11 protein-coding genes are annotated in these 12,949 nt (G+C 37.7%); all 11 read right to left on the bottom strand.

Going from position 1 to position 12,949, the window contains the following annotated elements:
- Positions 1 to 28: 28 nt before the first annotated feature.
- Positions 29 to 1,282 (bottom strand): threonine ammonia-lyase IlvA, encoded by a 1,254-nt coding sequence (gene ilvA, locus MUB18_RS07980; protein ID WP_045752782.1) that lies wholly within the window; start codon positions 1,280 to 1,282, stop codon positions 29 to 31.
- A gap of 139 nt (positions 1,283 to 1,421) precedes the next feature.
- On the bottom strand, positions 1,422 to 2,585 hold the full coding sequence (locus tag MUB18_RS07985; protein ID WP_084405278.1) for a 2-isopropylmalate synthase: 1,164 nt from the start codon (positions 2,583 to 2,585) through the stop codon (positions 1,422 to 1,424).
- Between the two features lie 35 nt (positions 2,586 to 2,620).
- On the bottom strand, positions 2,621 to 3,694 hold the full coding sequence (leuB, locus tag MUB18_RS07990; RefSeq protein WP_045752783.1) for a 3-isopropylmalate dehydrogenase: 1,074 nt from the start codon (positions 3,692 to 3,694) through the stop codon (positions 2,621 to 2,623).
- A 135-nt stretch (positions 3,695 to 3,829) separates the two neighbouring features.
- On the bottom strand, positions 3,830 to 5,293 hold the full coding sequence (locus MUB18_RS07995) for an ATP-binding cassette domain-containing protein (protein ID WP_248755570.1): 1,464 nt from the start codon (positions 5,291 to 5,293) through the stop codon (positions 3,830 to 3,832).
- Positions 5,293 to 5,877, bottom strand: coding sequence for a 3-isopropylmalate dehydratase small subunit (gene leuD, locus MUB18_RS08000; RefSeq protein ID WP_045752785.1), 585 nt, complete (start codon positions 5,875 to 5,877; stop codon positions 5,293 to 5,295). Before leuD ends, MUB18_RS07995 begins: the two co-directional genes overlap by 1 nt.
- A gap of 305 nt (positions 5,878 to 6,182) precedes the next feature.
- Entirely contained in the window at positions 6,183 to 7,004 is an 822-nt protein-coding gene (locus tag MUB18_RS08005; RefSeq protein ID WP_248755571.1) for a methyltransferase domain-containing protein, read from the bottom strand.
- Between the two features lie 39 nt (positions 7,005 to 7,043).
- Entirely contained in the window at positions 7,044 to 8,441 is a 1,398-nt protein-coding gene (gene leuC / locus MUB18_RS08010; protein ID WP_045752787.1) for a 3-isopropylmalate dehydratase large subunit, read from the bottom strand.
- 96 nt (positions 8,442 to 8,537) lie between these two features.
- Positions 8,538 to 10,019, bottom strand: coding sequence for a ketol-acid reductoisomerase (ilvC, locus tag MUB18_RS08015; protein WP_045752788.1), 1,482 nt, complete (start codon positions 10,017 to 10,019; stop codon positions 8,538 to 8,540).
- Positions 10,020 to 10,058: 39 nt separating this feature from the next.
- Positions 10,059 to 10,535 (bottom strand): DinB family protein, encoded by a 477-nt coding sequence (locus tag MUB18_RS08020; RefSeq protein ID WP_094773239.1) that lies wholly within the window; start codon positions 10,533 to 10,535, stop codon positions 10,059 to 10,061.
- 62 nt (positions 10,536 to 10,597) lie between these two features.
- On the bottom strand, positions 10,598 to 11,188 hold the full coding sequence (gene ilvN, locus MUB18_RS08025; protein WP_045752790.1) for an acetolactate synthase small subunit: 591 nt from the start codon (positions 11,186 to 11,188) through the stop codon (positions 10,598 to 10,600).
- Positions 11,189 to 11,190: 2 nt separating this feature from the next.
- Positions 11,191 to 12,936 carry a biosynthetic-type acetolactate synthase large subunit gene (gene ilvB / locus MUB18_RS08030; RefSeq protein ID WP_045752791.1) on the bottom strand — a complete coding sequence of 582 codons (1,746 nt, stop codon included), beginning with the start codon at positions 12,934 to 12,936 and terminating at the stop codon, positions 11,191 to 11,193.
- Between the last annotated feature and the right edge of the window lie 13 nt (positions 12,937 to 12,949).

Consider the following 12,949-nt stretch of genomic DNA (forward strand, 5'->3'; position numbering starts at 1 on the left):
CCTTTTTTAGATTTTGCATTTGAAGCTCTTATACTAAATATTCAAATAATGTTTGATCTTTATTTAATTCAATATATTCAAATTTATTGTCCGTCATTCTTTGTAACAAAGATTGATAATCTGCCGGATTATTCAATTCAATACCGATCAAAGCTGGCCCACGTTCGCGTTCCGTTTTTTTGATAAATTCAAATCGGGTGATGTCATCTTTTGGACTTAGTACTTCGGATACAAATAGTTTTAAAGCCCCTGGACGGTTCGGGAAACGTACAATAAAGTAATGTTTGTATCCTTCATAAAGGAGTGATAATTCTTGAATTTCACTCATACGGTTGATATCATTGTTTCCACCTGAAATGATACATACTACTTTTTTTCCTTTAATCTCTTCTTTATGGAATTCTAAGGCTGCCACGGATAGGGCACCTGCAGGCTCCACAACGATTGCATCTTTATTGTAAAGTTCTAATATGCATGTACATATTTTTCCTTCAGGTATGGATCGAATATCATCTAAATACTGACGGCTGATCTCGAATGTCAGTTCGCCAACTTTTTGTACAGCAGCACCATCAACAAATTTATTAATCTTTTCTAGTTCTACGGGTTTTCCGACTGTAAATGCAGCTTGCATGGAAGCGGCTCCTTGTGGCTCTACACCGTAGCATTTGATATTTTGATTTTTGTTCTTCAAATAGTAACTCGTACCTGCAGAAAGGCCTCCGCCACCAATCGGAATAAAAACAGCATCAACATCTGGCAAGTCTTGTAAGATTTCTACGGCTACTGTTCCCTGTCCTTCAATAATCTTGGGATCATCAAAAGGAGGGATAAAAGTCATGTTATTTTCTTCGGTATAAATGCGGGCAGCTTTCTGACAATCATCAAATGTGTCTCCGGTCAATATAATTTCAATATTACCATTTCCCCACATTTCTGTTTGTGTTATTTTTTGTTTTGGTGTTGGTCCAGGCATAAAGATAACGCCTTTGATATCGAGCTTTTTGCAAGAAAAAGCTACTCCCTGTGCATGATTGCCAGCACTGGCACATACGACACCTCGTTGTTGCTGCTCTTCACTTAGGGAAATAATTTTGTTATAAGCACCTCTTAATTTGTATGATCTGACGATTTGTAAGTCTTCTCTTTTCAGATAGACATCTGCGCCATATTTCTCAGAAAGATAAGTATTGTATTGCAAAGCAGTGCGATTGACGACATCTTTGATACGGTGGTAAGTGCTTTCTGAGTCGATTTGTAAATTAGAAAAATCTAAACTCATTTTGTTTTATTATGATTAGGTGATTGTTTGTTATAAAAAAACGCCATTTCGACTTAGAATAAAAGTAATTAAGTTTTTTGACTTTTTACTTGTAAAGTTATTCTTTGTCAAAATGACGCTTTAATAAGTTTTTGTTTTATTAAACGCTTTCTGCGAATAAACTTCTGAGATCATCGTCGCAAATATCTTTTTTTGCATCTGCAAGAATTAGAAAGCGCTCATATGTTTGTGAGAGGGCTTCTTTCTCTAAGGTATAGCCTAGGCGTTCCAAGTGATGTTTTAAAGCATGGCGACCAGAGCGAGCGGTTAAGATAATACCTGCTTCTTCTAATCCTACATCTTCTGGACGAATAATTTCATAAGTCTCACGGTGTTTTAGAAATCCATCTTGATGGATTCCAGAACTATGTGCGAATGCATTTCGTCCAACAATTGCTTTGTTTGGCTGAACGGGCATATTCATCATTTCGCTCACTTTACGTGATAGATAAGTGAACATCTTACTATCAATATTTGAGGTTAAATTACCGAAAGATTGATTATGTACTTTTAGAATCATTGCCACTTCTTCCAATGAAGTATTTCCTGCTCGTTCACCGATACCATTGATGGTACACTCCACCTGACGGGCACCATTTTGGATTGCCGCAATAGAGTTAGCGGTTGCTAATCCTAAGTCATTGTGGCAATGTGCAGAAATAATAGCTTGATCAATGTTTTTAACATTTTCTTTTAAAAACTTGATTTTTGCACCATATTGGTCTGGTAAACAATATCCGTTTGTATCTGGAATATTGACTACAGTAGCACCTGCAGCAATCACTGCTTCAACCATCTGCGCTAAATAAACTAAATCTGCACGACCTGCGTCCTCGGCGTAAAATTCTACATCTTCGACATGCGATTTTGCATATTTTACTGCAGCCACAGCACGTTCTAATATCTCTTCGCGCGTGGAGTTGAATTTATATTTGATATGCATATCAGAAGCTCCGATACCTGTATGAATACGTGGTCTTTTTGCATATTTTAGGGCTTCTGCAGCGACTTTAATATCATTCTGATTGGCACGTGTTAATGCACAGATGATAACATCATTTACCGCTTTTGATAATTCAACAACGGATTGGAAGTCTCCAGGGCTAGAAACTGGGAAACCAGCTTCAATAACATCGACTCCCAGTTTCTCCAAATCTTTTGCAATATCGATTTTTTCAGGAGTAGTTAATTGACATCCTGGTACTTGTTCGCCATCGCGAAGAGTTGTATCGAAGATGTATAGATGATTTGGATCGTGTAACATAGCTTTACGTTTTTATTTTAGAAACTCTGTTCAGTCTATTTAATAAATTCTAATACTCGTGCACCCATTTCTTGTGTGCCTAATATTTTATCTGCAGGTGTGTTTGCATTTGCGATATCGCCTGTTCTCCAGCCCGCTTTTAATGTTGCAGCAACGGCTTCGGTAACTTCTTTTGCTTCGGCCTGTAAACCGAAACTAATATCTAACATCAACGCAGCAGATAGGATCGATGCTAACGGATTGGCTTTATTCTGTCCTGCGATATCGTGTGCTGACCCATGAATAGGTTCAAAGAATCCAGTACCATCACCGATGGAAGCAGAAGCCAGCATACCCATAGAGCCTGCGATTTGTGAAGCTTCATCTGTCAGGATATCTCCAAATAAATTAGCGGTCAATACAACATCAAATTTCTTTGGATTTTTAACTAATTGCATGGCAGCATTGTCGATGAACATATGTTCTGTTTCTACATCAGGATATTGTTTTGCAATCTCTTGAACAACTTCTCTCCATAGGCGAGATGTTTCCAAGACATTTGCTTTATCCACTGAGCATAATTTTTTGGAACGTGTACGGGCAGCTTCAAAAGCCTTGTGCGCAATGCGCTCTACTTCATATCGATTGTAATTCATTAAATCTGAAGCGAAATTATTGTCTTCAGAACGATTCTTTTCACCAAAATAGACATCACCGGTTAACTCGCGGAAAAATAATATATCTGTTCCTTTTAATACTTCTGGCTTAAGGCTTGAAGCATCTAAAAGTTCATCAAATAACAAAATTGGACGTAAGTTTGCGTAAAGTCCAAGCTCTTTTCGGATTTTTAACAATCCTTGCTCCGGACGAACTTTTGCTGAGGGATCATTGTCATATTTAGCATGCCCTATTGCTCCAAATAAGATGGCATCGCTTGACTTTGCTTTTTCTAAAGTTTCGTCAGGCAATGGATTTCCAGTTGCTTCAATAGCAACATGCCCCATGATGGCTTCATCGAAACTAAATTCATGACCATATTTTTGTCCGATTGTCTCAAGAACTTTTTTACCCCAAATTGTAACTTCTTGTCCTATTCCATCACCAGGAATAACGAGTATATTTTTTTTCATCAGATTAATTATTTTTGAGTGTAGGATTTCAACGGTATTCATGAACTCATATCACTCGTTTTTTATGTTTGTGATGAAACGATCATCAGCAGATCTACATGATGTTGGGAGTAGTGTGCTGAGGATGGTTTCATGCTATGCGTATTGTAAAATATCTTCAATGGACTGAACCATTCCTTTATCTAATATGATTTTCTTTTCCAGGCATGACGGGAGTTGTGTTTCAAAATGGCCGACATAAATTAATGTCTTGCCATAGGTACACAATTCATCTACTACGGCATTGAAATGTTGTGTTTGTTCGTAATCAAGACCTTGGCAGGGTTCATCCAAAATCAACAATTCTGGATTCTTTATGACAGTCCTTGCTAATAAAGCAAGGCGCTGTTTGCCTAAGGGTAGGGTATTCAATAATTTATTTTTATCTTCTTTTAAATCAAAAAAATCCAATATTTGATCTAATAATTGTTGTTTTTCAAAGCTGAGGTTACGGAATAATCCAACAGAATCAAAAAATCCGGAAGCGACACTTTGCCAAACTTTAGCTGTCTGATCAAAGTACCAATGCATCTCAGGTGAAATAATTCCTAAATGAGCTTTGATGTCCCATATACTTTCTCCAGAGCCTCTTTGCTTACCGAACAGAACGATATCATTGGCATATGCTTGCGGATGATCTCCATTGATTAAACTTAATAACGTCGACTTTCCTGATCCATTATGGCCTTGTAACAACCATTTTTCACCCGCTTTTACTTCCCAATTGATCTTTTTTAATACTTCTTTTTCCCCATATCTAACATCCACATTGGACATTTTTACCATAGTTTGGGAAGTTATACGGGGAGATTTTTGTAAAAAATGTGGAAGTGGTTTTCTTGCACGCTCTTTTTCTCGTGACAATGCTGCTGGTGAAGAAACCTCCTTTAATTGCCCTTGTTGTATTTCCGCAAAATGATTGATACAGGTTGGTAGTGTTTGATCATTACTGATTAAGATCAAGGTCACACCCGCTTGTGCTAAGCCGTCAAATGCATGATTGAGTTCCTGTCGCGATTGGCGATCCAGGCCAGTATAAGGTTGATCAATAATCAAAACCTGTGGCTTCAGCCATAATGCTTTGATCAGCTGTAGTTTTTTATGTTCTCCACTGGACAATTCGATGAGTTGTGTATGTTGAACATTTTCAAATCCAAAAGTTTCGAGGTATGGTTTTACGTCATCGAATTGCAAATGTTTTTCTTTTCCAAAATGTTGAAATTCGGCCTGTACTGTTAACGTATCGTTGGTTTGATGCTTATTGTATCGTTGCTGATAATAAAAATTTTTATCACCTTCTAGATTGGTGAATTGGTACCAATTGGAGACATATAACACTTCTGGGGGAAGAGGTGAGCTGTTATCAAAGTTGACATTTACAATTCCATGATATGACACATGCCTCGCAATAGCTTGTGCCAAAGTGGTCTTTCCCGTCCCGCTTTTACCACCGATTAACCAGTGTTGACCTGGTTCAATTTGCCAATTCAAGTCTTGCAATACCACATGATATTGGTATTGAACAGTTAAATTGGCAATATGGACGACAGGTTCTATCATTATCTTGTTTGTTCGAAGGTTTCGATTGCAGCTTTGTTGTTTAAGATGAAATCAATATCATCATAACCATTGATCAGGCATGATTTTTTGTAAGGATTGATTTCAAAAGATTGTTGAGCTCCTGTTTCAGATAAAGTAACCGTTTGGTTTTCAAGATTAATAATGATTTCGGTAGCAGGATTTTTAAAAACGGTATCAAAGATTGTTTCTAAGAACTCATCTGTAACCTGAATAGGCAATACGCCATTATTCAACGCATTTCCTTTAAAGATATCGGCAAAAAAACTACTGATAACCGCATCAAATCCATAATCTTGGATAGCCCAAGCGGCATGTTCTCGGCTAGAACCGCAACCAAAATTTTTACCTGCGACTAATACTTTTCCTTGATAAGTAGCATCGTTCATCACAAAATCAGTTTTTGGTTGATTGTTGCTGTCGTAACGCCAGTCACGGAATAAGTTATCACCAAATCCTTCACGTGTAGTCGCTTTTAGAAAGCGAGCTGGAATGATCTGATCGGTATCTATATTTTCAATCGGTAAAGGAACTACCGTTGTTGTTAATGTTTCAAATTTTTTCATCCAAATAATTATTTACGAGTGTCTGTTCTTAACTGTATAAATGAACTCGTTTCACTCGGTGTGTTTTTTAATGGTGATGAAGCTATCATGAGCCGAGTATTTATCTCGGTTTGTGAGCTGCTTTAAGCTCATGATGGTTTCATCCAATTCATTATTTACGAGTCTCTGTCTTCAAATGTATAAATAAACTCGGTTTGTTACTTAATAGTGATGAAGCTATCATGAGAAGCATATTTATCTTTATGTGCGTGCCTCGATATACTCATGATGGTTTCATCCAAATAATTTATTGATACTAATGTTTTTTATTTTAAAACTGCCCTCACTTCTCGTAGTTTCATGGTCATACTTACCGCTTCCTGATCAGCCCAATTATTATAATCTTGAATAGCATCTAAACGTTCCTGATCACTCAAATATCCCTCTTCTACCATCTGTTTAGAGTTGGCCACCTTTGACCATATTTTTAGTTTCTCTAGATGTAATGGATTACTACGCTCATAATGTTCATCTGCATTGAACACTTCTATTTGATCAAATCCATGCTCTTCAAATATTTCCTCCAGATCATAGCCTATTCTATTGTTCATACCAGCATCATTTCGCCACATGAGAAACATGTGATAAAAATGTTGCATGCTTCTTGGTATTTTTGGATTCCAATCTATCGCTTCATGATTATAATCTAAAATCGATACTTGCCCATTGGGCTTTAATAACGTTTTCAATTTATCAATCGCTTTATCTAGTGTTGAAATCCACTGGAAGGTTCTTGCTGATACGATTAAATCAAATTTTTCAATACTTTCAAAATCTAACAAATCGCAATGCACCAATTCTAGATTGGTTATGTTTTTGAATAAACTTTTTCCTTCGGTAATAAATGAGGCAGTATTATCAATTCCAATAACATAACCAGATGGCCCTACAATTGTAGCGATGTCTTTGGTGATGGCACCTGTTCCACATCCAATGTCCAAAATACGCATTCCAGGTTTTAAAGCAGACTTTAACGTACGATAATCCTGATCCAAAGTTCTTTGGTTAAAGGTGGTAGCGGAGCTCTGCGATTCTCTATGGATGACTTTATTTTCAGTGACTGCTACGGTCTGACAAATTTGGCACATAAGTGAAGTGATTAAAGAACAGTACTATTCATATTTAATTTATATCAATTCCCGTACATCCGTAATAATACCTGTAACAGCTGCGGCAGCGGCAGTTAATGGTGATACAAGCATGGTACGGGCATTAGGACCTTGACGTCCTTCAAAATTTCTATTTGAAGTTGAAACACAGTATTTCCCTGCAGGAATTTTATCTTCATTCATTCCTAGACAAGCTGAACATCCAGGTTCACGTAATTGGAAACCTGCGGCTTCGAAAATCTTGTCTAATCCTTCTTCGATGGCCTGTTTTTCTACTTGCTTAGAGCCTGGCACGATCCATACCTCTACTTGTTCTGCTTTTTGTTTTCCTTGAACAAAGGCAGCTACTTCACGTAAATCTTCGATGCGAGAGTTAGTACAGCTTCCAATAAAGACATAGTCTACAGGTTTCCCCAAGATCGGCGCATCATCAGTAAAGCCCATGTAGTTGAGTGCTTTTTGATAAGATGGTTGTTCAGATTCTGGTTGCGATTGTGTAGCAGGAATATGTTCGGTGATACCCATTCCCATTCCTGGGTTGGTACCATAGGTGATCATCGGTGCGATATCTGCTGCATCAAATTCTAATACCGCATCAAATTGTGCGTCATCATCCGAATATAATGTTTTCCAGTATGCTAGTGCTTGATCCCATTCTTCACCTTTAGGGGCAAATTCACGTCCTTTTACATAATCAAATGTTGTTTGATCCGGTGCAATTAATCCACCTCGAGCTCCCATTTCAATACTCATGTTACAGATGGTCATTCTTGCTTCCATACTTAAAGAACGGATCGCAGAGCCAGCATATTCAATGAAATAGCCTGTCCCACCTGCGGCAGAGATTTTTGCAATAATGTATAAGATAATATCTTTTGCGCCTACTCCTTTTTGCAAATCACCATTTACTTCGATTTTCATCGTTTTGGGTTTTTGTTGCAATAAGCATTGTGTTGCAAAAACTTGTTCCACTTGAGAAGTGCCTATTCCAAAAGCAATAGCACCAAATGCACCGTGGGTAGAGGTATGGCTATCTCCACATACCATGGTTTTACCGGGAAGGGTAATACCTAGCTCTGGGCCGATAACGTGTACAATGCCTTGATAGGGGTGACCGAGACCGTATAAATTAATTCCAAATTCAGCACAGTTTTTAGTCAACATATCGACTTGGTAACGTGATAATTCTTCTTTAATCGGAAGATGCTGATTTAAAGTGGGAACATTATGATCTGCCGTGGCGACAGTTTGGTTGGGACGAAATACCGGTAAGCCTCTTTTTCGTAAACCGTCGAATGCTTGTGGTGAAGTTACCTCATGGATAAGGTGTGTGTCTATATAAATAATATCTGGAAATCCTTCTTCACGTTTGACGACATGCGCATCCCAAATTTTTTCTACTAATGTTTTTGACATTTTCTTCTCTAATGTTAATTTTTTTTCAATTTAATTCGGCTGTTTTTAGGAACTTCCTAAAAACAGCCGAATTTTTGCAGTCTAAATTACGAAAATTTAAACAGTTTTTATAGCTTTCATTGCAGTCATTGCTTGACGTAATTTACGACCAACAATTTCTACTTCATGATTACGTAAAATCTCATTAATCTCCACTAATTGAGCATTATCTACGGAGCCGTCTTTACCCGTATTGTAATTCTTTCCTACTAAATCAGTTTGTACTGTTTTCATGAAATCAGCTAATAATGGTTTACAAGCTTGATCAAATAAATAACAACCATATTCAGCCGTATCTGAAATAACACGATTCATCTCGAATAATTTTTTACGAGCAATTGTATTTGCGATTAATGGAGTTTCGTGTAACGACTCGTAATACGCAGATTCTGGTTTAATACCAGCTTCTACCATCGTTTCGAAAGCTAATTCAACACCAGCTCTGATGAAAGCAACCATTAATGTATAATTGTCAAAATACTCTTGCTCTGCAATTTTGACATCACCTGCTGGTGTTTTTTCAAATGCTGTCTCACCTGTTTCAGCTCTCCATTTTAAAAGATTGGCATCACCGTTAGCCCAGTCTTCCATCATGGTTTTACTAAACTCACCTGAGATAATATCATCTTGGTGTTTTTGGAATAATGGACGCATGATATCTTTTAATTCTTCTGATAATTCAAAAGCTTTAATTTTAGCAGGATTGCTTAGACGATCCATCATGCCACTTACACCACCGTGCTTTAATGCTTCAGTGATTACTTCTACACCATATTGAACTAATTTGGAAGCATACCCTGCATCAATGCCTTGCTCCACCATTTTGTCGAAAGACAAAATAGAACCTGTCTGCAGTAAACCACATAAGATGGTTTGCTCACCCATTAAATCAGATTTTACTTCAGCAACAAATGACGATTTCAATACACCAGCTCTATGGCCACCTGTACCTACGCAATATGCTTTTGCTTCAGCCCATCCCTTTCCTTGAGGATCATTTTCTGGGTGAACAGCAATTAAAGTAGGAACACCAAAACCACGTACATATTCTGCACGAACTTCAGATCCTGGGCATTTTGGTGCGACCATGATAACCGTAATATCTTTACGGATTTGCATGCCTTCTTCAACAATATTGAAACCGTGAGAATATGACAATGTAGCTCCTTCTTTCATCAGCGGCATTACGGCGTTGATCACAGCTGTATGTTGTTTATCAGGTGTTAAGTTGATCACTAAATCTGCTGTTGGGATCAACTCTTCGTAAGTGCCAACATTAAAATTGTTGTCCGTAGCATTTTTCCAAGAATCTCTTTTTTGCTCAATAGCTTCTTTACGCAATGTATATGATACATCTAAACCGCTATCTCTTAAATTTAGACCTTGATTTAATCCTTGTGCACCACAGCCTACGATTACGATTTTTTTACCTTTTAAAGCATCCACACCGTCTGCGAACTCACTATTGTTCATAAACTCTGCTTGACCTAATTGATGTAATTGATCTCTAAGTGGTAGTGTGTTGAAATAATTTGCCATTGTTATTATTAATTTCTTATTGATGGTTTGTTGATTATTCTATTTATTATTTTTAATTACTCTGCGTTGTGCTTGGGCATATCCCCAGTGCAAATTATCGTGCGATAATGTCGCGATTAGTACTTCTTCGATTGTTTTCATCTCAGAACCATACGTTGCGGTCGCATACGGTGTGATGGATTTGAAAGTTCCCTTTGCATAGTCGCTTTGAATCTGATCGATCGTTGTTAGCGCTAAAGATTTAAATTCATCCACTTCTGCTTGCGTCACCTCGCGTGTTGGTTTTGTGTCTTTTTTATAATCGTCATTGTACTTTACCGTTGAAGCATCTGCTAGGATGCCAGTACGAACGTAGCTCAAAGTTTGAGTGGAAACAACGATATGTGCAAAATTCCAAAAGATATTATTATTGAATCCTTCTGGTATTTGGTTTAATTCGTCTATTGTTAAATCATCGATCAAGCGGATGAAGGCTTTGCGACTATTGATGATAAATTCAAATATATGTTGTGTCATTTTTTACTCTTTTTTAATCGATTTATTTCATTACTCTAGATTGAAGCTAAGCCAAAGTGTGGTTACATGGTAAACACATTATCTCCTTTTTCAAGATATTCGTTTTCAACAACTTCTTCAGAAGGCTCTCTTCGCTCAAATTCTTTTAGCTTAGCATGAAATCCTGCACTTTCTTTAATGATAGCAATACGTGCACCGCGTACAAATTCGATTAAGTTATACTTAGTCAACTCTTCTGTTAGTTTATCAATTTCCTCTCGATGTCCAGCAGTTTCAAATACGGTGTAATCTTTGCGGATTACAACTGCAGATGCGCCATATTGACGCAATAGTCTTTCTACATATACTTTTTCGGTAATGATATCTGTTGGGACTTTATATAAAGCCTGTTCTTGCCAGATGACTTCATCATTCGTATTATAATAGGCTTTCAGTACTTCTACCTGTTTTTCAATTTGACGACACAATTTGCGGACTACTTCCTCAGCTTCCGCGATTAAGATTGTGAAGCGGTGAATGCCTTCGACTTCGGAAGGTGAAGTGTTTAAGCTTTCGATATTGATTTTTCTTCTTGAGAATATGGTTGATATTCTACCGATCATACCGATAGAATTTTCCGTATATATCGTAATTGTATATTCTTGTTTTTCCATTTTTACTTCAATCTAATTTCTGAAACACTAGTTCCTTGGGCAACCATAGGGAATACATTGTTCTCTTTGCCCACCATTACCTCTAGTAAATATGCGCTATCGTGATCCAACATGGTTTTTAACGCTGTTTTCAATTGATCTCTTTCAGATACTTTTTGGCCATCGATGTAGTATGATTTTGCTAGTGCAACAAAATCTGGACTTGTAATATTGACAAATGAGTATCTTTTTTCATTGAAAAGCTGTTGCCATTGGCGTACCATTCCCAAGAATTGATTGTTTAAGATCAAGATTTTTACTTTAGCACCAAATTGCATAATAGTGCCCAATTCTTGTAATGTCATTTGGAAACCTCCATCACCGATAATCGCAATAACATCACGATGAGGTGCACCATACCAAGCCCCTATAGCTGCAGGTAGACCAAACCCCATTGTTCCCAGTCCGCCTGAAGTGACATTCGATTTTGATTGTTTGAATTTTGAGTAGCGGCATGCGACCATTTGATGTTGACCCACATCTGTGGTGATGATCGCATTACCTTCTGTCAATTCGTTTAGTAAATTGATCACTTCACCCATGGTTAGTACATCACCAGTTGGATGAAGCTCGTTTTGGATGACTTCTTTAATTTCTTCTTTTTCTAACGTTCTGAATTGTGCCAACCAATCGGTATGGTCTTTTTTGTCAATCAATTCAGTCAGTTGTGGCAATGTTTCTTTACAATCTCCCCAAACGGCAACTGTTGTTTGTACATTTTTATCAATTTCTGCAGGGTCAATATCAAGATGAACTACCTTTGCCTGTTTCGCATATTTGTCAAGACGTCCAGTTACACGGTCATCGAAACGCATACCAATAGCGATTAAGACGTCACATTCATTTGTCATCACATTTGGCGCATAGTTGCCATGCATACCTAGCATTCCAACATGTTGTGGATGATCTGTTTCTAGTGCGCTCAGTCCCATTACGGTTGCCGCGGCAGGTATTCCTGACTTTTCTAAGAAAGCTTTAAATTCTTGTTCAGCTCTCCCTAGGATGATACCTTGACCAAATAAGATAAATGGTTTTTGAGCACTATTGATTAAAGCTGCAGCTTCTTGTACATATTCTTTTCTGACGATTGGAGAAGGACGGTATGAGCGTATGTGTGTACACTTTTCATATCCTAAATAATCGAATAACTCCATTTGAGCATTTTTTGTAATATCGATCAATACGGGACCAGGACGACCCGTACTAGCAATATGAAATGCTTTGGCTATTGCTGTAGGAATTTCTGATGCTTCTGTCACTTGGTAACTCCATTTGGTGACAGGTGCGGTAATATTAATGACGTCTGTTTCTTGAAAAGCATCTGTACCCAATAAACTAGCGAATACTTGTCCAGTGATACAGACGATAGGATTACTATCGATCATAGCATCAGCCAAACCAGTTACTAAATTTGTTGCTCCAGGACCAGATGTCGCAAATACAACACCGGTACGGCCAGAGGTTCTTGCAAAGCCTTGTGCTGCATGGATACCACCTTGCTCATGACGGACAAGAATATGAGTCAATTTTTCATTGTAATCATATAATGCATCATAGATCGGCATGATCGCTCCTCCAGGATATCCAAATACGGTATCAACACCTTCACACAATAAGGCTTCTAATACCGCCTGCGAACCTGTCAATTGATTAATAGGTTGAGGCTGCTTCGTACATTCCTTACTTTCAGTTTTTTCCAGCGTACTCATTATTTTTAATTTA

This window comes from Sphingobacterium sp. PCS056 (assembly GCF_023273895.1).
In the GTDB taxonomy this organism is placed as follows: domain Bacteria; phylum Bacteroidota; class Bacteroidia; order Sphingobacteriales; family Sphingobacteriaceae; genus Sphingobacterium.